The sequence below is a fragment of the Streptomyces sp. NPDC029292 genome, assembly GCF_055569295.1.
This window is the reverse complement of record NZ_JBVHXR010000001.1, coordinates 298,928-319,428: the sequence shown is the minus strand read 5'-3', so window position 1 is coordinate 319,428 and position 20,501 is coordinate 298,928. Positions and strand designations below refer to the sequence as shown.

Sequence of the window (20,501 nt, the reverse complement as noted above, 5' to 3'; positions counted from 1 at the left end):
TCCCGGCCATGACCACCCCCAACGGCGGTGACCTGCTCGTCCAGACGCTGCGATCGCTCGGCATCGACACCGTCTTCGGCATCGTCAGCGTCCACAACCTCCCCCTCGTCGAGGCCGTCGACCGCGATCTGCGCTTCGTACCGGTACGCCACGAAGCCACCGCCGTGAACGCCGCGGACGCCTACGGCCGGGCCCGCGGCACCATCGGCTGCGCCCTGACCTCCACCGGCACCGGGGCCGGCAACGCCGCCGGGTCCCTCATCGAGGCCCTGTCCGCGGGCACCGCCGTCCTGCACGTCACGGGCCAGATCGAGAGCCAGTACCTGGGCCTGGGCCGCGGCTTCATCCACGAGACCAAGGACCAGCTCGGCATGTTGCGCGCGGTCTCCAAGTACGCCGCGACCGTGCCGTCCGCCGAGGCCGCGGGAGCGGTCCTGCGCGAGGCGGCGATGCAGGCACTCGCGGCGCCCAGCGGTCCCGCCAGCGTCGAGTGGCCCATCGACCTGCAGTTCGCCGCCCAGGACCTCGCGGACTCCGGCGACTTTCCGCCTCCGTCCGCGGCCCCGCAGCCCGCTCATGCCGCGCTCGACGAGGCCGCCGCCCTGCTCGCCGCGGCGCGCCGCCCCCTCGTCTGGGCCGGCGGCGGCGCGGTCACCGCGGGCACCGAACTCACCGCCCTGCTGGAGCAGATCAACGCGGGGCTGCTCACCTCCAACTCGGGGCGCGGCGCCGTTCCCGAGGACCACGACCGGGTGATCGGCAACTTCGCCGCGGGCCCTGCCGGCCGCGCCCTGCTCGCCGAGGCCGATGTCCTGCTGACCGTGGGCACCCACTTCCGCTCCAACGAGACCGGCGACTACAGCCTCCAACTCCCCGCCGCACACGTCCAGATCGACATCGACGAGGCCGCACTCGGCCGCGTCTACCCGGCCAAGACCGCCCTGCACGGCGACGCCGGTACGGTTCTGGCCGAGCTGTCCCGCCGGGTCGACACGCTCGGCGCCACCGCCGCGGATCCCGCCTGGACGGAGCGCGTCCGCGCCACCCGGGCCCAGGCCCGCGCCACGCTGCACGACAACATCGGCCCCCAGGCCGCCATCTGCGACGCCATCCGGGCCGCCCTGCCGCGCCGCGCCGTCATCGCCCGCGACGTGACCATCCCGTCCTCCAGCTGGGGCAACCGGCTGCTGGAAATGTACGACCCGCGCGACAACGTCTTCCCCCGCGGCGGTGGCATCGGCCAGGGCCTCGGCATGGGCATCGGCGCCGCGCTCGCCCACCCCGACCGGCCCACGGTCGTCCTCGCCGGCGACGGCGGCCTCGCCGTCCATCTCGGTGAACTGCTCACCCTCGCCCAGGAGAAGCCGAAGCTCACCCTCATCGTCTTCAACGACGGCGGCTACGGCGTGCTGCGCAACATGCAGGACAGCCACTTCGACCGCCGCTCCGGCGTCGACCTGGCCACCCCCGACTTCCGGGCGCTGGCCCAGGCAGCGGGCCTGCCGTACGCCCGTATCGCCGCCGCGTCCGAAGCCGCCCAGGTCATCGCGGACGCCGTCGCCTCCGACGGCCCGACCCTCGTCGAGGTCGACCTGGCCGAACTCGGCCCGATGAAGAGCCCTTTCACCCCGCCGGTCACCATCCCCGGCCAGTAGCGGGAACGACAGGAAAAGAGAGGGAGGACGACGTGAGTACCGGACAGGAAACCCGGCTCGATCTGCTCGTGCACCGGATGACATGGGAGGCCGAAGGCGTCCTCTCACTCGAACTGGTCCACCCCGACGGCAAACCGCTGCCCGCCTGGGAGCCGGGCGCGCACATCGACGTGCACGTCGGCGGCCACATACGCCAGTACAGCCTGTGCGGCGACCCGGCCGACACCGGCCGCTACCGCATCGGCGTACTCAAGGAGCCCGCCTCCCGCGGAGGCTCGCAGCACCTGCACACCGCCGTACGCCCCGGCGCCACCCTCGCCGTCAAGGGTCCGCGCAATCACTTCGCGCTCGTGGACGCCGACTCGTACCTCTTCATCGCCGGCGGCATCGGCATCACACCGATCCTCGCCCAGGCCCGGAAGGCCCAGGAGCGGGGCAGCCGCTGGCAGTTGTGGCACGGCGGCCGTCGGCGCGGTTCGATGGCCTTCGCCGACGAACTCACCGAACTGGCAGCGGGCGGCGGGGCGGTGACCTTCCACCCCCAGGACGAACACGGTCACCTCGACCTCGACCACATCCTCACCCGGGCCGACCCGGCCACCCAGGTCTACTGCTGCGGCCCCGAGCCCCTGCTCGCCGCCGTGGAGGCCGCGTGCGAGACGCTCGGCATCCGCGACCGGCTGCACGTCGAGCGCTTCGCCGCGGCCAAGGCCGAGGCACCGGAGGGTGGCGAGCAGTCCTTCGAGGTCGAGGCCCGCAGGGCCGGAAAGTCGGTGCGGGTCGGGCCCGACGAATCCATCGTCGACGCCCTGGAAGCCGCGGGCATCCCCGTCGAGACCTCCTGCCGCGACGGCATCTGCGGCACCTGCGAGACCCGCGTCCTCGACGGCACCCCCGACCACCGGGACATGCTGCTCAGCGCCGAAGAGCACAACGCCGGACAGACCATGATGATCTGCGTGTCGCGCTGCACCTCGAAGCGCCTGGTCCTCGACCTCTGAGTTCTCTGAGGCCTCTGAGCCTTCCGAGACCGCTGAGGCCTCAAAGGCCTCTGCCGGACCCGACGCCGCCGCGACCTCCCCACACCCCACAGACCTTGCACAGAACGGAGCCATCCATGTCCCAGTACCTCGAGGTGCACCAGGCACGTATCCATGAGCCGACACCGTACGAGCTCAAGCTCGCCCATGTCCTCGAAGAGGTGTTCACGAAGGCGGGTCATGAACTCCCCGACGTCGTAAGGGGATTGAACGCCAGGAACGTGCACGCTCCCGACGGGCGGCCGTGGACCGAGGAGACCTTCACGGCCGAGATGAAGCGACTGGGAGCGTGACGACGACCATGACCACCACCACCACCACCGAGAACCGCACCGAGGCCGCCACCGTCAAGCACGGTCGCACCGCCGACGAGATCTACGCGACCGGCGTCCGCAACCAGTGGTACGCCGTCTGCCCCTCCTCCTTCGTCGAGGCCGGCGGCATGCGCCGTGTCACCCTGCTCGGCGCGAACTGGCTGCTGTTCCGCCAGGTCAACGGGACCCTCCACATGCTCGAGGACCGCTGCCCGCACCGCGGTGCCCGGCTGTCCCTCGGCAAACACCTCGGCGACCGCATCGCCTGCTGGTACCACGGCGTCGAGGTCGACGGCACCGGCACCGTCACCTCTGTCCCCGCCCTGCCCGGCTGCACCATCGAGGGCAGGAAGCTGGTCGCGAGCCCGCCGGTCGTCGAGGTCGCGGGCGCGATCCTCGCCTACTTCGGCGACGCGAACCACCCCGAGCCGATCGAGCTCACGTTGCCCGAACCCCTCACCGACGAGGGGACCGAGGCGATCCTCTGCTACGCCGAGTGGAACGTCGGCTGGCGCTACGCCGTCGAGAACGTCCTCGACCCCATGCACGGCGCCTTCCTGCACCACGAGTCGCACACCATGGCCGAAGGCGACACCCAGGCGAAGTTCCGCATCCGGGAGACCGGCCGCGGCTTCTTCTTCGAGAAGACCGACCAGCGCGGCGTCAACTTCGACTGGGTCGAGCTGTGCCGCACCGGTGTCGACTGGATGGACCTGGAGATCCCCTACCCGCCGTCGGCGGGCCCCGGCGGCCCCTTCGGCATCGTCGGCATGGCCACGCCCCTCGAAGCCGACCGCTGTGCCGTCTTCTTCTGGCGCTACCGCCGTGTCACCGGCTGGCAGCGGGACACCTGGCGCTTCCTCTACAAGACCCTCATCGAGGAGCGCCACTGGAACGTCCTGGAGCAGGACCGCGTGATGCTGGAGGGAATGCCGCGCGACGCCGACCAGGCCGAGAATCTCTACCAGCACGACCTGGGTGTGGTCCGGGTCCGTCGCATGTACCGCCAGGAGGCGGAGAAGCAGGCGGCGGAGAAGTAGGAGGCGAAGAAGTAGGAGGCCAAGAAGTAGGAGGCGGAGAAGCAGACGGTGGGCCTGCAGGGATGAGCCTCGCCCCATCTCCCGCGGGACGCGGCGTCGGTCAGTCGACCGGCGCCGCGTCCGCCGCTTGCAGCGAGCGCTCGAGACGGCTCAGCAGCCGCGCCAACTGGTCCCGGTCCTTCCCCCCGAGACCGGCCAGCATCCGCTCCTCGTTCAGCACGTGCTCCTCGAAAAGCTCGTCGATGAGCTGCAGACCCTTGGGCGTGAGACGGGAGTAGACGACCCGGCGGTCCTTCGGGTCGCGCTCGCGCACGATGAGCCCGTCCTTCTCCAGACGGTCGAGCCGCAGTGTCACCCCGGCCGAGGTCACGAGTCCGGTGGCGGCCAGCTCGCCGGCGGTCAGCCGGTAGGGCTCGCCGGCCCGGCGCAGCGCGGTCAGCACATCGAAGCCCGCGAGTGACAGGCCCCGCGCCTCCACGGGCACCGCGACCAGGGCGTGGTAGCGCAGATAAGCACGATGCAGCCGCCCGAGCACCTGCAAGGGCCCGGTCTCCAGGTCCGGCCGCTCCCGACGCCAGTCCTCGACGATCGAATCGACCGCATCACCCGGCCTGTTGTCCCTGGTCACAACGCCCTCCCGCGGAGATCCTTTTCCCCTGAGAAATTACACCGCTTAAGTATGCGGCGGGAACCGGCGGTGCGTCGTTCGCGGCCTGCCGCTAGCGCAGCAGGAAGCCGAACACATAGCCGAGGGCGTTCGTCGCCCAGTGGAGCCCGATGGGAGCGAGCAGGCTGCCGCTGCGGTGGCGCAAATAGCAGAACAGGCACCCTGACGCGGCGGTGAAGAGTACGGCGCCGAGGTTGGCCAGGACCGCGCCGAGGACCGAGTGCCCGAAGACCGAGCCCAAAACCGGTTTGTCGTCGGTGAGATGGAGTGACGGCAGGATGTGCCAGAGCCCGAACAGCACGGACGAGAACACGGTGGCGGCGACCGCGCCGCGAACGCGCAGGACCAGGCCGTACAGAACACCGCGGAACGCGATTTCCTCCAGGAGTACGACCCCGATCGGCACCTTGACCAGGACCCGGACGGCAATGTCCGCCCCGCTCAGCGCGTTCGTCCGCGCGTCCTCGAAAAGCCCCCGGGTGAAGGGCAGTACGGCTCCGATCAGATAGCCCGCCGCGACGATCCCGATGAGGGCGAGCGCCCAGCGCAGGCCGCTGCCCAGGGTGTCCCGGGACAACCCGATGTCGGCCCAGTTGCCACCGGCACAGAACATGATCGCGATCAGCACGGCGGAGGCGATCACGGCAGTGAGCATGATCCAGGACGGTGCCCACCGGTTGTTGGCCAGGTTCGTGAGCACCAGTACCGCGACGGCGCCCACGAGCGCGGTCGCGGTGGACATCCGGCGGCTTCGGATGCGGTGCACAGTGACACCTTCAGACACTCCATGACGCAGTGCATCTTTTGTGCTCCGCCTGGTCGGCGGGCCTCGCGCGGGTGGCATCTTCCGGATGCGGCAGCCCATCCCCTGGTGGATCGTGGACGCCAAGCGCTGAAGATGGTGGGAGACCTTGTCGGAATACGATGGGACGGGCCACGACTCGCTGAAGATGGCCGACATCGGCCCGGCGCTGCTGGAGACGCTGCTGGCGCTGTCCCCGGCCACCCTGTACGTCCTCGACGAGGATCTGCGGGTGCGCTGGACCAGTGCCGCGCACAGCGAGGAAACGAGTGACGGGCCGCTGGGGCGCTACTTCGCGCAGGCCTGCCGCTTGGACGACTCCGCCGGCGCCGAGCGGCATCTGAGGCAGGCGCTGAACGGGCCCTCGCCGGTGCGGGAGCGCACTTTCCGCGGCCACCGCTCCGACGGCTCGGGCCCTGACCGGGGGCTCAGCCTGTCCGCCCGCAGCCTCGCTGACCTCGGCGGAAGCTCTGCCGGTCTGCTCGTGGTCGTTGAGGACGTGACGGAGCGCGATCAGGCCCAGCGGCGAGAGGCCGCTCTGGACGCGGTGCGCGACGGCGTGGGGCGCAGTCTCGATGTCGCGGTCACGTGCAGATCGCTCGCGGAGTCCCTGGTGCCGGGCTTCGCCGACATCGCGGTGGTGGACGTCTGGGACGAGGTCCTGCGCGGCGCGGAACCACCCGCGCCTCCTCCGGGGCGTGATGTCCCCCTGCGATGCGCCGCCTTTCGCAGTTCCGTCGCCGAGACCGTTCCGGCGTCCCCGGAGGGCGAGGTACGCGATACGCCCTCCCGCACGCCCCAGGCGCGAGCGCTGTCCGACCTCCAGCCCCGTCTCGTCGCTCTGGACCAGGACGCCGCCTGGCTGACCGCCGACCCCGCGCAGGCCCGGCTGGTCGCGGCGGCCGGCGCCCACAGTCTGATCGTCGCCCCGCTGACGCTACGGGGCGCGGTTCTCGGGCTGATGAGCCTCTACCGGTGCGGCGCGGCGGATCCCTACGAGGAGCCGGACATCCCCGTGGTGGTCTCGCTCGCCGCCCACGCCGTGCTCAGCCTCGACAACGCCCGCCGGTACGAGCGCGATCACACCATCGCGTCGACCGTGCAGCGCCGCCTGCTTCCGCAGCGGGCCACGAGCACTCCGGCCCTGGAGACCGCCCACGTGCATCTGCCGGGCAGCAACAGCGGATGCTGGTTCGACACCATCGCACTGCCCGGTGCACGTACCGCGCTGGTGGTCGGCAACGTCGCGGGCAGCGGCATTCAGACGGCAGCCACCATGGGACAGCTGCGCATGGTCATCAACGCGCTGGCCGACCTGGACCTGGAGCCGGACGAGCTGTTGGCCCGTCTCAACGACACCGCCGCCCAACTGACCGGGGAACGCGCGGCGCTCCCGGCCGCCGACGCCGCGCACCGGCAGCCGATCACGGCGACCTGTCTGTACGGCGTCTACGACCCGTTCGCGCGCACCTGCACCCTGGCCCGCGCCGGGCACCCCGCACCGCTCGTCGTCCACCCCGACGGCAGTACGTCGACCGCGGATCTTCCCGACGGCCCGGGTCTGGGTTCCAGCGAGCCCCTTCCGTTCGCCAGCACCGTCCTGCCGCTCGAAGAGGGCTGTCTTCTCGCGTTCCGTACGGGCGCGTTCGTCAAGGAAGGTGCGCACCTCGACGATCCCGTACGCCGTGCGCTCGCCCACCCCGACCGCCGACTCGACGAGCTGTGCGACGCCGCGGTGTACGCACTGCCTCAGGGCGGCGGGCCGGACGGTGCGGTGCTCCTCCTCGCCCGCACCGGGGCCGTCCCCGCGGACCGCGTCGCCGCCGTAGAGCTGCCTCACGACCCGACGAGCCCCGCCCGAGCCCGAGCCGCCGCGCGTGCACGCCTCGACAGCTGGAAGGTCGACGAGGACGCGTCGTATGCGGCCGAACTCATCGTCAGCGAGCTGGTCACCAACGCGGTCCGTTACGGCACACCTCCCGTGCGACTGCGCCTGATTCGGACGCACACCCTCACCTGCGAAGTCCACGACACCGGCGTCGCGGCACCGCACTTGCGCCATGCGCGCACGGTCGACGAGGGCGGACGGGGCCTGTTCATCGTCTCTCAGCTCGCCACCCGGTGGGGGACCCGGTACACGCCGACCGGGAAGATCCTCTGGACCGAGCAACCTCTCACCGCTGCGGACTGACCGCCCCGGGGCGGCTGCTTTCCCCTGCCTTCGGCCGCGCCACCTGTCCGGTGGCTGGAGTGGCCCCGTGGCCGCGAGCCGCGCACGATGTATCTGCTTAAAAGGTGCGTACCGGTGTACTTGTTCACCCCTGCGGCGAGGAGGAAGCCCCTGTCCCGGTGGAAAGCCTGGGTGCAGCGCCATGCCGGCCGCAGACGGGTCGTCCGGCGTGGACCGTCCTGGAGCGGAACAGCCATGGCGGCAGTGTTCTACTGCCTGTCCCTCACGCCGTCGCTGCTGCCGCGCGCCTGGTGGCTGCAAGGACTCGCTGCCGGTGTGACGGCAGTTGTCGGTTACGCCGTCGGCACCGTGCTGGAGGCGGCGACACGGGCCCTGGCCCGGCGCTCGGGCGCCCACCTCAGCCCGAACGCACGGCGGGCCAAGTGGCCGGTGCTGGGCGTCGTCACGGCCGGGGTCGTGGTCGCGGTCACGGCCTGGAGCGTGCGCTGGCAAGGCGAGGTGCGGCGCGCGGTGGCGATGTCCCCGCGTGTCGTGTGGTGGCAATGGGCGCTCGTACCCGTCGTCGCGCTCGTCATCGCCGCCCTGCTGCTCCTCATGGCGCGCACCGTACGGCTGGGTACGCGCATCGTGGCCCACGCCCTGAGCCCCCATGTGCCTCGTCCACTGGCCTACGGCGCAGGTGTCGTACTCGTCGCCTTCGTGGTCGTCGGCGTCGTCCAGGGGTTCCTGCTCTCCACTGCCCTGCGTGTGGTCGAGAGTGCCGCCTCGGTGGCCGATCAGGGCACCAGCGAGGGGATCGTCCAGCCGCACCTGCCCACGCTCTCCGGCAGCCCCGAATCCGCGGCACCGTGGGACACGCTCGGGGCGAAAGGGCGCGACTTCATCGGCAAGGCCAGTCCCCGGGCTCAACTCACGCAGTTCGCCGGACACGAGGCGAAGGACCCCGTACGGGTTTACGTCGGACTGCGATCGGCCGACACCCTCGACGAACGAGCCGCCCTCGCGGTCCGCGAGCTGGAACGAACCGGCGGCTTCTCCCGCAAGGTTCTCGCCGTCATGGGGACCACCGGCACCGGCTGGATCAACGACCAGGGCAGCAAGCCGCTGGAGTACATGTGGGCCGGCGACACCGCCATGGTGGCCATGCAGTACTCGTATCTGCCGAGCTGGGTCTCCGCGCTCACCGAGGACGAGGCGGCCGACACCGGCCGTGCACTCTTCGACGCCGTGTACCGCAAGTGGCAGACGCTCCCACCCGACTCCCGCCCCCGCCTCGTCGTCTACGGGGAGAGCCTCGGCTCCTACTCGATGGAGAAGGCGGTCGGAGGCACTCTGTCCGCCCTCATCTCGAAAACGGATGGCGCCCTGTTCATCGGTCCAACCTACGACAACACCCTGTGGAGCACGATCACCGCTGGGCGTGAACCGGGAAGCCCTGAATGGCGGCCTGTCGTCGACCATGGGGCCTTCGTACGCTTCGCACAGGTCCCCGCGGACTACGCGATCCCGGCAGCACCCTGGAAGCAGCGGCGAGCGGTCTACCTGCAGAACGGATCGGACCCAGTGGTCTGGTGGTCACCCGCCCTCGCCTTCCACAAGCCCGACTGGCTGGACCCTCCGCGCGCCCGAGATGTCTCCCCGGCCATGCGCTGGTACCCGCTCGTCACCTTCTGGCAGGTCGCCTGCGACCTGGCCGGCGCGGACAGCGTCCCCGACGGGTACGGGCACCGGTACGGAACGCTGCCCACGAGCGCCTGGGCGAAGATCACCCAGCCCCCGGGCTGGACCGATGCGGAGAGCGCACGGCTCACGCACCTCCTCGCGGCCGACAGGAGCTGACCGGGCGAGGCATGCCCGACGCGACCTGGCTCGTACGGCGCCGGAAAGGCGTGGATCACCGGTGGGGGCCGTCACTACGCTGCGCGCATGGATCCGGATCAGCAGTGGGTCGGCGCTCGACCGTTCTTCGAGGCGCTGCGCGAGCACGCCGGGCCAGACGCGCATGCAGCGATCGTGACGCCTTGGCTCGGCCGGGTCGCGGAATACCGCGCCGAGCTCATGGCTGCCGCCGGCCGTCTGTGTCGCCCCACGTTCGAGGGGCAGGCCGAGGAGCGAAGAGAGCTGGTCTGGGAGCTGTACGCGCTGAGCCGGGTCAGCGACGTACTGTTGCCGGCCTTCCAGCCGCCGCCCGCCGGCTCGTCGGGAGACAAGCCGTGGGACCCACTCGAACAGTGGCCTGCTCTGACGATGAGTCAGTACCTGGACCTGTTCACGCGTCTGGGCATGGTGCCCTTCGAGGAAACCGCGGCTTTCGATCCGTTCCTCCACGAGATCGTGGACGTGCAGCAGACCGAATCCCCGGACGAGCCCCTTCGGATCAGCGAGGTGGTCTGGCCGGGCCTGTGGCTGGGTCCGCTGCTGTTCAGCCGGGCCGGCGTACGGGTCCGCGCCGGCGCCCACCATGCCGAGCGCGGCGTGGCCGACCGTTCCCCGCTCTACTGGACCTTCCTGCGCCGCCACCGACCCACCATCGATCAGTCGCTGGGCTGGGGCCACAACTCGCAGTGGCGTACCGATTTCCGCATCGACCACCGCACCGCGTCAGGCGAGCACATCAACGCGGACGGACAGGCCGACATCGATGCCGTCGCCGACCTCGACCCCCTCAGCGCACAGCTGACCCCCGATGAGAGAAGTGAACTCCTGCGCCACCGCTGCCTGGTGCGTACGCCGACGCACGGTGCCGAGCTCGCCGCGGACCCCGACTGGCAGTCGGACCTCTACCCCTTCGACTGGCGGGTGTCCTCCACGGCGACGCCGTCGAGGACACCCGCGATCACCCTGGATCCGGCACACCGTGGCCGATAGTCAGCCGCGGTCCAGGATCGCCGCGAGGGCCTCCCGCAGGGCCGTTTCCGGATTCGCTGACGGCCCTTCGGACCGCCAGGCGACGAACCCGTCGGGGCGGATGAGCACCGCACCGTCTTCGGTGACGCCGTGCACCTCTGCCCAGTCCATGTCGCTCGCCGGGGACAGCTCAGCGTCCGGTCCGTTGCCGATCCGGTACGAGTCGAGCGGGACGGACAGCCGTTCCGCGACGCCCTTCGCCGCGGTGTGCCACGCGCCCGCGCCGCCGGCGGAGCTCAGGAGCACCAGGGACCGCTCGTACAGGTCGAGGGTGGAGATCCGGGTGCCGGAGCGGCTCAGCCACATGTGGGGCGCCCGGGTCCCGGGCTCGCCCGTCAACCGCACACCCTCGGGCACGACCGGCATCGCCGGATCGGTACCCAGGACCGCGCCCCGCGGATAGCGGTAGGCCAGCGCCACGTTGAGGATTCCGCCCTTCTTGCCGCCGGGGCCGCCGGGGCCGCCAGGACCTCCAGGACCGCCCGCGCCGGGTCGGACGGGACCGCCCGTGCCGGGTCGGCCGGGTCCGCCCGTGCCGGGTACGCCAGGTTCGCCGGGTCCGCCCGCTTCGGGGCCGGGCGTGTACCCGGGATGGCTGTGCTCGGCCGAACGTGTCGAGGCGCGTGCGCTCGTCGCCTCCGCGACCGGCCGGCGCTCCGCGTCGTAGGACTTCAGCAGTCCGGGTCCGGCCCAGCCGCCGAGCACGGCGGCCAGCTTCCAGGCGAGGTTGTGCGCGTCCTGGATGCCGGTGTTGGAGCCGAACGCGCCGGTGGGGGACATCTCATGGGCCGAGTCGCCGGCGAGGAACACCCGGCCGTCCACGTACCGTTCGGCGACCCTCTCGGCGGCGTGCCAGGCGGCTCGGCCGGTGATCTCCACATCGAGATCCGGCACTCCGACGGCCCGCCGGATGTGCTCCACGCACCGCTCGTCGGTGAACTCCTCCAGGGTCTCGCCGTGTTCGGGGTGCCAGGGGGCGTGGAACACCCAGTGCTCCTTGTTGTCGACCGGCAGAAGGGCCCCGTCCGCCTCCGGATTGGTCAGGTAGCAGCAGATGAAGCGCCGGTCACCGACGAAGTCCGCGAGGCCGCGGGAGGTGAACGTGAGGCTTACGTTGTGGAACAGGTCGCCCGGTCCGGTCTGCCCGATGCCGAGCCGCTCGCGGATGGGGCTGCGCGGACCGTCCGCGGCGACGAGGTAGTCCGCGCGGATGGTGGTGTGCTCGCCGGTGTCGCGGCTCTTGACCTGTGCGGTCACCCCGTTGGCGTCCTGGTCGAACGACATCAGCTCCGTGGAGAAGCGCAGATCTCCGCTCAGCTCCCGCGCGCACTCCAGCAGCACCGGCTCGAGGTCGTTCTGGCTGCACAGACACCACGCGCTGGGGCTGAAGCGCGCGAGCCCGCCGCCCGGGTCGATCTCCTTGAACAGCCACTCGCCGGCATCGCCCACCAGGGTCGGCGTCTGCATGATGCCGTGGTTTTCCGCCAGGACCGAAGCGGCCTCCCGGATGCGCTGCTGAGCCCCGGCCACCCGGAACAACTCCATCGTGCGCACGTTGTTTCCACGTCCACGCGGATGGATCGACGTGCCCGAGTGGCGCTCGACGAGCATGTGCGGCACGCCGAGACGCCCCAGGAACAGGGAGGTGGACAGGCCCACCAGAGAGCCGCCGACGATGAGGACGGGAGTGTGGTGACCGACCTCGCCGGCCTCTTCCGATCGGTTCATTGATTGCCTCCAGCGTCACCTGCGAGGTGAGTCAGGGATGGGATGCAGTTTCCATGCCCTGTGCTGACCGGTTCGCTCGCTCGGGGCACCCGGATGACACGCGGTTCACTCGTCCGCCCCGTGGGGCTCGCGCACTTGGGAGGTCGCGTCAACGATCGGCTCATGGCGACCCCGGCCTTTCGGGACACGGCGGTCGTTCCTGACCTTCCGTAATGAAGAGGAGAGGTGTGCCGGATGACCACCACGGGACGTATATCGCAGTCGGCGTTCGACGGCTCCAGGCTGCGGGTGATCCTGCTGCTCGATCTGTACGAAGGAGCCCAGCAGCAGTTCCTCGACGCGTATGAGCACATGCGCAATCAGGTCGCGTCGGTTCCCGGTCACCTCAGTGACCAGCTCTGCCAGTCGATCGAGAACCCCTCGCAGTGGCTCATCACCAGCGAGTGGGAGAGCGCTCCGCCCTTCCTGGCCTGGGTGAACAGCGAGGAGCACGTCGAAACGGTCCGGCCGATGCACGACTGTGTCCGGGACACCCGGTCGATGCGCTACAGCATCCTCCGGGAGACCAGCCCGGCTCAGCCGCTCACGCCGGAGTCGGCCAGGGCGGGCAGGCAGGTGGAGGCCCGTGTGGGCGACGGTGTGGCACGCCACGCCCTCACCTTCACCGTCAAGCCGGGCTCCGAATCGAAGGTCGCCGAGATCCTGGCCGGGTACAAGTCACCCCAGGCCCAGGTCGACGACACCACGCGGCTGCGCCGTACCTCGCTGTTCATGCACGGCAACCGCGTCGTGCGGGCGGTGGAGGTGGAGGGCGACCTTCTCGTGGCCCTGCGCCACGTCGCGCGTCAGCCCGAGGTGCGGGCGGTCGAGGAGGCCATCAACCCGTACCTGGAGCAGGAGCGGGACCTGACCGACGACGGCTCCGCGCGGGTCTTCTTCACCCGGGCGGCCCTCCCGGCCGTGCACCACGTGGTGTCCGGTCGGCCGGAACCCGCCGACCTGCGGCGGCACGCGCTGTACTACCCGGCCAAGCGGGGCTGCGGTATGGAGCTGGCCCGGCTGCTCGCCCACCAGGACGAGGCCGCGGCGGACGACCCGAAGAACCCGGTGTACGGAAGCACCGTCTTCCAGCGCGACGACACCGTGGTGCGCCTCATCGACATGGTGGGCGACCTCGACAAGGACCCCGCCGCCTCGCTGGGCCTCGTGGGTCCCAAGAAGGCGGCGGAGCTGGAGCGCCTCCTCGACGGTGCCGCGATCGGCGTCGAAGGCTCCCTGGAGACGGAACGCAACATCAACCGCCTCCTGTCGCACGCCGACATGCTGCCCATCACCGACCGCAGCTCGGCGGATTCCTGACGGAGGGCCGCGGCACCCGTCCGCGGCCCCCCTCCCCGGACGTCACTGCCCCACCCGGAGGTATCAAGCATGATCAAGAAGCATCCACGCATTGTGGACCTGAGCGAGACGGAACCCAACCGCAGGCGCGGAGGCGACATCCGGGCCATGCTCACGCCGGCCACGGCGGGGTCGACCAGCGGCTTCATGGGCCTGGCCATCATTCAGCCCGGCGAGCGCATCGGCGAGCACTACCACCCGTACTCCGAGGAGTTCGTGTACGTCGTCACGGGCGCGCTCGAGGTCGACCTGGACGGCGAACCGCACCCGCTCAAGCCCGAGCAGGGTCTGCTGATCCCGATCAACATGCGGCACCGTTTCCGCAACGTCGGCGACACGGAAGCCCGTATGGTCTTCCACCTGGGCCCGCTCGCCCCGCGTCCGAGCCTCGGCCACGTCGACACGGAGGGGACCGACGGCGCCGTACACACCCCCGAGTTCGCCGCCGCCGGGGCCGACCTGTCCGCGCCGGACCACGGACAGGCGTCCGAGCGAAGTGGGGCCATAAAGTGACCCGGCGGGTGGCCGTCACCGGTATCGGTGTGGTCGCTCCGGGCGGCACCGGGGCGACGGCGTTCTGGGACCTGCTCTCCAACGGCCGTACCGCGACCCGCGGCATCACGCTGTTCGATCCGGCGGGGCTGCGCTCGCGCATAGCCGCCGAATGCGACTTCGATCCACTCGCGCACGGTCTGGACCCGGAGCTGAGCCAACACGCAGACCGGTACATCCAGTTCGCCGTGGTCGCCGCCGGAGAAGCCGTGCGCGACTCCGGACTCGACACCGGCAGGGAGGACCCCTGGCGCGTCGGAGTCTCCCTGGGCAGCGCCGTCGGCGGTACCACCCGCCTGGAACACGACTACGTCCTGGTCAGCGAAGGCGGCCAGCGGTGGGACGTGGACCACCGCGCGGCCGACCCGAAACTGCACATGGCGTTCTCGCCCAGCACGCTCGCCTCGGTCGTCGCCGAGCAGTTCGGGGCCCACGGCCCGGTGCAGACCGTCTCCACCGGCTGCACCTCCGGACTCGACGCGGTCGGCTACGCCTTCCACACCATCGAGGAGGGCCGGGCCGACGTCTGCATCGCCGGGGCGTCGGACTCGCCGATATCACCGATCACCATGGCCTGCTTCGACGCCATCAAGGCGACGTCGCCGAACAACGACGATCCCGAGCACGCCTCCCGGCCCTTCGACGCCCACCGCAACGGCTTCGTCATGGGCGAAGGCGCGGCGGTGCTCGTCCTGGAGGACTACGAGCACGCCCGAGCCCGTGGCGCGCACGTCTACTGCGAGATAAGCGGCTACGCCACCTACGGCAACGCGTATCACATGACCGGTCTGACCGGCGAGGGGCTGGAGATGGCCCGGGCGATCGACACCACGCTCGACCAGGCCCGCCTCGACCCCTCGCTGATCGACTACGTCAATGCGCACGGCTCGGGCACCCGCCAGAACGACCGGCACGAGACCGCCGCGGTGAAGCGGTCCCTGGGCGCCCACGCCTACGAAACGCCCATGAGCTCCATCAAATCCATGGTGGGCCATTCGCTGGGCGCGATAGGCGCGATAGAGGTCGTCGCCTGCGTGCTTGCCCTGAAGCACCAGGTGGTACCGCCCACGGCGAACTACGAGACCCCCGACCCCGAGTGCGACCTGGACTACGTACCGCGCACCGCGCGCCCGCGGAAGCTGAAGAACGTGCTCTCCGTGGGCAGCGGATTCGGCGGCTTCCAGTCCGCGGTGCTCCTGAGCGGGCCGGGTGGGAGGACACGATGAGCACTCAGCGCCCCCGGCACGCCGTCATCACCGGGATCGGTGTGATCGCGCCCAACGGACTGCGGGCCGACGCGTACTGGAAGTCCATCAGGGAAGGCCTCGGCGTTCTGGACCGGGTCACCCGCGAGGGATGCGAGCACCTGCCGCTCCGCGTCGCGGGCGAGGTCCGGTCCTTCGACGCCACGGCCCTCATCGAGGAGCGGTTCCTGGTCCAGACGGACCGCTTCAGCCACTTCGCGATGGCCGCGACCGTCCTCGCCCTCGACGACGCCGGCCTCGGCGGCGGTGACCTCGACGACCCGTACGACATCGGCGTGGTCACCGCGGCCGGGTCCGGCGGCGGCGAGTTCGGCCAGCGGGAACTCCAGAAGCTGTGGGGCCAGGGATCCCGGTACGTCGGCCCGTACCAGTCCATCGCCTGGTTCTACGCCGCCAGCACCGGACAGATCTCCATCCGGGGCGGCTTCAAGGGGCCCTGCGGAGTGGTCGCGAGCGACGAGGCGGGTGGCCTGGACGCCATCGCGCACGCCGCCCGGGATGTACGGCGCGGAACCGGCGCGGTGCTCGTCGGAGCCGCGGAGGCGCCCCTCGCCCCGTACTCGATGGTGTGCCAGCTCGGCTACCCCGAGCTCAGCACCGTCGAGGACCCTGATCGCGCCTACCGGCCCTTCACCGCGGGAGCCTGTGGCTTCGCGCCTGCGGAGGGCGGCGCCATGCTCGTCGTGGAGGACGAGACCCGCGCACGCGAGCGCGGAGCGGCCGTCCGGGCCACCGTGGCCGGCCATGCCGCCACGTTCACCGGTGCCTCCCGCTGGGAGCGGTCCAGAGAGGGGCTCGTCCACGCGATCCGCGGCGCCCTCGACGAGGCCGGCTGCGCTCCGGAGGAGATCGACGTCGTGTTCGCCGACGCCCTGGGCGTACCGGAGGCGGACCGCGCCGAAGCACTGGCCATCGCCGACGCCCTGGGAGCGCACGGTACCCGCGTACCCGTCACGGCACCCAAGACCGGAATGGGGCGCAGCTACTGCGCGGCACCTGTGCTGGACACCGCGGCCGCGGTGCTCGCCATGGAACACGGCCAGGTACCCCCCACCCCCAACGTGTTCGACATCTGCCACGACCTCGACCTGGTGATGTCGGGCGCTCGCCCCGCCGAGCTGCACACGGCCCTGGTCCTCAGCAGGGGACTCATGGGCTCCAACGCGGCGCTGGTAGTGCGCCGCGGCGGCGACTCCGCCCGATAGGACCGGGCGGGAAGGAGAACACACATGATCACCACCGAAGTGACCTTCGTCGAACTGTCCACCCTGATGAAGAAGGCGGCCGGCATCACCGTCGACCCCAAGGAGCTCGAGCAGGCGTCGGATTCCCCCTTCGGCATCCTCGGCCTCGACTCGCTCGGCCTGCTCGGCATCGTCGGCGAGCTGGAGAACCGCTACAGCCAGCCGCTTCCCCCCGACGCGGAGCGCTGCAAGACCCCCCGCGAATTCCTCGACCTCATCAACCGCACTCTCAACGCTGGAGCCTGAAGTGGTAGGACACACCGAGAACAGCATCACCGTCGATGCCCCTCTCGACCTCGTCTGGGACATGACCAACGACATCGAGAACTGGCCGCAGCTCTTCAGTGAGTACGCCTCCCTCGAAGTGCTCTCCCGCGAGGGCGACACGACGACCTTCCGCCTGACCATGCACCCGGACGAGAACGGCAAGGTCTGGAGCTGGGTCTCGGAGCGGATCGTCGACCGCGAGCGGCGGACCGTCCGGGCCCGCCGCGTCGAGACGGGACCCTTCGCCCACATGAACATCCTGTGGGAGTACACGCAGACCCCGGGCGGCGTCCACATGCGCTGGGTGCAGGACTTCGCGATGAAGCCCGAGGCTCCGGTCGACGACGCCTGGATGACGGACAACATCAACCGCAACTCCCGTACGCAGATGGCGCTCATCCGGGACCGGATCGAGCAGGTCGCCCGCGAACGCCAGAGCGCGCCCGTCATGCCCCGTTGACCGTCGGCCCAGGAAGGAGACCCGATGCACCACGCCCTGATCGTCGCCCGCATGGCGCCCAATTCGGCGCCGGCGATCGCCGATGTGTTCGCCGCGTCCGACCGCGGCGAACTGCCGCACCTGATCGGCGTCAACCGGCGCAGCCTCTTCCAGTTCGGTGATGTGTATCTGCACCTCATCGAATCCGACCAGGACCCCGCACCCGCCATCGCCAAGGTGGTCGGGCACCCCGAGTTCCGCAGCGTCAGCGAGGAACTGTCGGCGTACGTCAGCGCGTACGACCCGCAGACGTGGCGCAGCCCCAAGGACGCGATGGCGCACTGCTTCTATCGCTGGGAGCGGGACGCCGCCTCCTGAGCGAGCGCCCGGACACAACCCGAGGCCGCCGGCTCCGCAAAGACGCGGAACCGGCGGCCTCGGGTTTTTCTTCGGAGCAGCCCGGGAGGGTCAGCCGGGGACGGTGCACTCGAAGGCGTGGAGATACGGGTTGACCGGGCGGATCTCGCCGATGACCAGACCCGCGTCCGTCAGCCGGTCGACCATGCTCTGCTGGGTGTGCTTCGCGCCGCCGACGTTGAGGAGCAGCAGCAGGTCCATGGCCGTGGTGAACCTCATCGACGGGGTGTCGTCCACGAGGTTCTCGATGACGACGACGCGGGCACCGGGCCGCGCCGCCTTCCGGACGTTCGCCAGCGCCCGGCGGGTACTCTCGTCGTCCCACTCCAGGATGTTCTTGATGATGTACACATCCGCCTGGACCGGGATGTCCTCACGGCAGTCCCCGGCCACGATACGCACCCGCTCGGCCAGCGAACCGCCCTTCCGCAGGCGCGGATCGGCGTTCTCCACCACGCCCGGCAGATCGAGCAGCGTGCCGTGCATCCCGGGGTGCTTCTCCAGCAGACTGACCACGACCTGCCCCTGACCGCCTCCGATGTCGGCGACCGAGGACACCCCTCGCAGATCGAGAAGGTTCGCGACGTCCCGCGCCGACTGCTCGCTGGACGTCGTCATGGCTCGGTTGAACACGTACGCGGACTCGGGGGCCGCTTCGTTGAGATACTCGAAGAACTCCCTGTCGTACACGTCCTCGAAGACGTTCCGGCCGGAGCGCACCGCCTCGTCGAGCTTCGGCCAGACGTTCCATGTCCACGGCTCGGTGCACCACAGTGCGATGTACCGCAGGCTGTGCGGGTCGTCCTCGCGCAGGAGCCGGGACATCTCCGTGTGCGCGAAGGTGCCGTCGGGCCGCTCCGTGAAGACTCCCTGGCAGGACAGCGCGCGCAGCAGCCGCCGCAGTGTCTTCGGCTGGGTCTTCACCGCCGCCGCCAGGTCCTCCACGCTCATGGGCGTGTCTTCCAGGGCGTCGGCCACACCCAGGCGGGCGGCTGCGCGTACGGCGGCGGCGCAGGCCGCGCCGAATACGAGCTCTCTCAGCCGCATGGGCGGCGGGGGAGCCGGATCAACGGTCGTCATCTGTTGCCTCGCTTCTGCTGTCGTGCTGGAGGTGGGGGAGGGGTCAGCACATTCCGGCGGGCTCGGAGACCGCGCACGTGTTGCCGTGGAACGTGTTGCCCGTGCCGGGGTCACGGTTGGCCAGATCGGCCGTGCCGTTGCGCATCGCCACGTTGTCGCGGATCTCGTTGTGCTGGCTGAGGGCACCCACGAAGCTCTTGAACAGCACGATGCCGCCCGACAGCGGAGAGGAGCCCACGTTGTCCTCGACCCTGTTCTCCGCCACCAGCGTGTCCTCGGCGCCGGTGAGGACGATCCCCGAGCCCTGCAGGAAGGGCAGACGGGGGGTCTTCGGACAGAGCTTGTTGTTGGCGTGGATGTAGTTCTGGCGGATGCTCAGGGCCCCGACGCGTGGCTTGTTCTCGTCACCCACGACGAACACCGCGGTGCAGTTGCCGGTCGCCTCGTTGTGATCGACGGTCAGGTTCCGCAGACGCCGCACCGTGACGCCGATCCGGTTGCCGATCAGACTGTTGTGGCTGACCACCGCCCCCTTGGCGTCCCGGGCTCCCTCCTCGGTGTCGACCGTGTTGGACAGGAACAGTCCGGCATCGCCGTTGCCCTCGAGGATGTTGTGGCGGAACACCCCGCGGACGGATCGCTCCTGGGCGATGCCCCACTGACCGTTCTTCTCGGAGATCACTCGCTGGACCGTCAGCCGATCGGTCCCCGACGCCCAGAGGCCGTGCTTGGCGAAACCTCTGAGCGTCAGCGAGCGTACGGAGACACGCGTGACGGGACTGCTGTCCGTCCCGGTCACGCAGATGCCGTTGCCGGCCTTGGCGCACGTGCTGTCGGCGGAGGCCGCGCCCGGCACGATGACGGTGGATCGGGAACTCGCGCCCCGCAGGGTCAGGTCCGACGTGGTGATGCGGACGCTCTCACGGTAGGTGCCGGGGGACAGGACAATGGTGTCCCCCGGCTTCGCGGCGTCCACGGCTTTCTGGATCGACTCGCCCGGGTTCACCCAGTGCACGGTGCGGTGGTCGGCCGACGGGGCGGCACCCAGCCCCGACGCCACGACAGCCACGGTGCATGCGAGGTAGGCCATCTGTCGTTTGGTCATATGCCGAAGCTATGAGCGGGTGTTCCGGCTCGCCACCGCTGGTCACCCAGGTGGGCAGCCCTGTCCCCCCAGCGCGTGCAAGAGCGTCAGTCCGTGAACTCGTAGGCCCGGAAGCAGGCACGGGCGCGATGCTGTCGCGGTCACCATCACCGACACCTCCACCACGACCGCGAGCTGGAACACGTCCCTGCCCATGGCCATCGCCTCGACCCGGACAGCGGGAACCGCACTCCTCCACATCCGCACCGGGCTGAGTGACACCCGCTGGGCGGTGATCGTGCTCTGAGAGTTGAGCCGGGCCCCGGCACAGGTGCGGGTGCTGGGGGCCCGGCTCGTCCAGGTGAAGGAGGGCTCGGGGAGGGCGCGGGGGAGGGCCGGGGCGCCCGGGCT

General features: G+C 70.4%; 19 protein-coding genes. 14 read left to right on the top strand and 5 right to left on the bottom strand.

Annotated features, from left to right (window positions below; genetic code table 11):
• The first annotated feature begins 8 nt into the window (after window positions 1–8).
• The 4 genes from ACZ4WS_RS01500 to ACZ4WS_RS01485 all read left to right on the top strand — a co-directional run bounded on the left by ACZ4WS_RS01500 (window position 9) and on the right by ACZ4WS_RS01485 (window position 4,049).
• On the top strand, window positions 9–1,655 hold the full coding sequence (locus tag ACZ4WS_RS01500) for a thiamine pyrophosphate-binding protein (RefSeq protein ID WP_467976138.1): 1,647 nt from the start codon (window positions 9–11) through the stop codon (window positions 1,653–1,655).
• A 77-nt stretch (window positions 1,656–1,732) separates the two neighbouring features.
• Entirely contained in the window at window positions 1,733–2,656 is a 924-nt protein-coding gene (locus tag ACZ4WS_RS01495) for a PDR/VanB family oxidoreductase (protein ID WP_467977126.1), read from the top strand.
• A 116-nt stretch (window positions 2,657–2,772) separates the two neighbouring features.
• Entirely contained in the window at window positions 2,773–2,988 is a 216-nt protein-coding gene (locus tag ACZ4WS_RS01490; RefSeq protein ID WP_467976136.1) for a recombinase-like helix-turn-helix domain-containing protein, read from the top strand.
• Between the two features lie 8 nt (window positions 2,989–2,996).
• Entirely contained in the window at window positions 2,997–4,049 is a 1,053-nt protein-coding gene (locus tag ACZ4WS_RS01485) for a Rieske 2Fe-2S domain-containing protein (protein WP_467977124.1), read from the top strand.
• 100 nt (window positions 4,050–4,149) lie between these two features.
• Here ACZ4WS_RS01485 and ACZ4WS_RS01480 read toward each other — a convergent pair whose 3' ends face one another.
• Window positions 4,150–4,677, bottom strand: coding sequence for a MarR family winged helix-turn-helix transcriptional regulator (locus ACZ4WS_RS01480; RefSeq protein WP_467976135.1), 528 nt, complete (start codon window positions 4,675–4,677; stop codon window positions 4,150–4,152).
• Between the two features lie 91 nt (window positions 4,678–4,768).
• Entirely contained in the window at window positions 4,769–5,482 is a 714-nt protein-coding gene (locus ACZ4WS_RS01475; protein WP_467976133.1) for a lysostaphin resistance A-like protein, read from the bottom strand.
• A 145-nt stretch (window positions 5,483–5,627) separates the two neighbouring features.
• On the opposite strand from ACZ4WS_RS01475, the gene ACZ4WS_RS01470 reads away from it, so the two are divergent.
• From ACZ4WS_RS01470 to ACZ4WS_RS01460, 3 genes are all read left to right on the top strand, one after another.
• Window positions 5,628–7,709, top strand: coding sequence for a SpoIIE family protein phosphatase (locus tag ACZ4WS_RS01470; RefSeq protein WP_467976132.1), 2,082 nt, complete (start codon window positions 5,628–5,630; stop codon window positions 7,707–7,709).
• A gap of 234 nt (window positions 7,710–7,943) precedes the next feature.
• The gene (locus tag ACZ4WS_RS01465) at window positions 7,944–9,548 is read left to right on the top strand and encodes an alpha/beta hydrolase (protein ID WP_467976131.1); all 1,605 of its coding nucleotides are present in this window, start codon (window positions 7,944–7,946) and stop codon (window positions 9,546–9,548) included.
• Between the two features lie 87 nt (window positions 9,549–9,635).
• Window positions 9,636–10,577 carry a nucleotide exchange factor GrpE gene (locus ACZ4WS_RS01460; RefSeq protein ID WP_467976130.1) on the top strand — a complete coding sequence of 314 codons (942 nt, stop codon included), beginning with the start codon at window positions 9,636–9,638 and terminating at the stop codon, window positions 10,575–10,577.
• Here the strand turns inward: ACZ4WS_RS01460 and ACZ4WS_RS01455 are convergent, their stop codons facing one another.
• Window positions 10,578–12,344, bottom strand: coding sequence for an FAD-dependent oxidoreductase (locus ACZ4WS_RS01455; protein WP_467976128.1), 1,767 nt, complete (start codon window positions 12,342–12,344; stop codon window positions 10,578–10,580). It abuts the gene before it with no gap.
• A 234-nt stretch (window positions 12,345–12,578) separates the two neighbouring features.
• Here ACZ4WS_RS01455 and ACZ4WS_RS01450 point away from each other — a divergent pair, with 234 nt between their 5' ends.
• The 7 genes from ACZ4WS_RS01450 to ACZ4WS_RS01420 all read left to right on the top strand — a co-directional run bounded on the left by ACZ4WS_RS01450 (window position 12,579) and on the right by ACZ4WS_RS01420 (window position 17,887).
• Entirely contained in the window at window positions 12,579–13,703 is a 1,125-nt protein-coding gene (locus ACZ4WS_RS01450) for a SchA/CurD-like domain-containing protein (RefSeq protein WP_467976127.1), read from the top strand.
• A 69-nt stretch (window positions 13,704–13,772) separates the two neighbouring features.
• Window positions 13,773–14,255: a cupin domain-containing protein gene (locus tag ACZ4WS_RS01445; protein ID WP_467976125.1), complete on the top strand. Its 483-nt coding sequence runs from the start codon at window positions 13,773–13,775 to the stop codon at window positions 14,253–14,255.
• Entirely contained in the window at window positions 14,252–15,520 is a 1,269-nt protein-coding gene (locus ACZ4WS_RS01440; RefSeq protein WP_467976124.1) for a beta-ketoacyl-[acyl-carrier-protein] synthase family protein, read from the top strand. Before ACZ4WS_RS01445 ends, ACZ4WS_RS01440 begins: the two co-directional genes overlap by 4 nt.
• Window positions 15,517–16,764 carry a ketosynthase chain-length factor gene (locus ACZ4WS_RS01435; RefSeq protein ID WP_467976122.1) on the top strand — a complete coding sequence of 416 codons (1,248 nt, stop codon included), beginning with the start codon at window positions 15,517–15,519 and terminating at the stop codon, window positions 16,762–16,764. The genes ACZ4WS_RS01440 and ACZ4WS_RS01435 overlap by 4 nt, the downstream gene beginning before the upstream one ends.
• A 24-nt stretch (window positions 16,765–16,788) precedes the next feature.
• Entirely contained in the window at window positions 16,789–17,049 is a 261-nt protein-coding gene (locus tag ACZ4WS_RS01430; protein ID WP_467976121.1) for a phosphopantetheine-binding protein, read from the top strand.
• Between the two features lies 1 nt (window position 17,050).
• The gene (locus ACZ4WS_RS01425; RefSeq protein WP_467976119.1) at window positions 17,051–17,530 is read left to right on the top strand and encodes an SRPBCC family protein; all 480 of its coding nucleotides are present in this window, start codon (window positions 17,051–17,053) and stop codon (window positions 17,528–17,530) included.
• Between the two features lie 24 nt (window positions 17,531–17,554).
• Window positions 17,555–17,887 (top strand): TcmI family type II polyketide cyclase, encoded by a 333-nt coding sequence (locus ACZ4WS_RS01420; RefSeq protein ID WP_467976117.1) that lies wholly within the window; start codon window positions 17,555–17,557, stop codon window positions 17,885–17,887.
• Window positions 17,888–17,977: 90 nt separating this feature from the next.
• On the opposite strand, the gene ACZ4WS_RS01415 is transcribed toward ACZ4WS_RS01420, so the two are convergent.
• Together ACZ4WS_RS01415 and ACZ4WS_RS01410 are read right to left on the bottom strand one after the other, a co-directional pair.
• On the bottom strand, window positions 17,978–19,006 hold the full coding sequence (locus tag ACZ4WS_RS01415) for a methyltransferase (protein ID WP_467976116.1): 1,029 nt from the start codon (window positions 19,004–19,006) through the stop codon (window positions 17,978–17,980).
• Window positions 19,007–19,049: 43 nt separating this feature from the next.
• Window positions 19,050–20,111 (bottom strand): right-handed parallel beta-helix repeat-containing protein, encoded by a 1,062-nt coding sequence (locus tag ACZ4WS_RS01410; RefSeq protein WP_467976115.1) that lies wholly within the window; start codon window positions 20,109–20,111, stop codon window positions 19,050–19,052.
• Window positions 20,112–20,501: the final 390 nt, after the last annotated feature.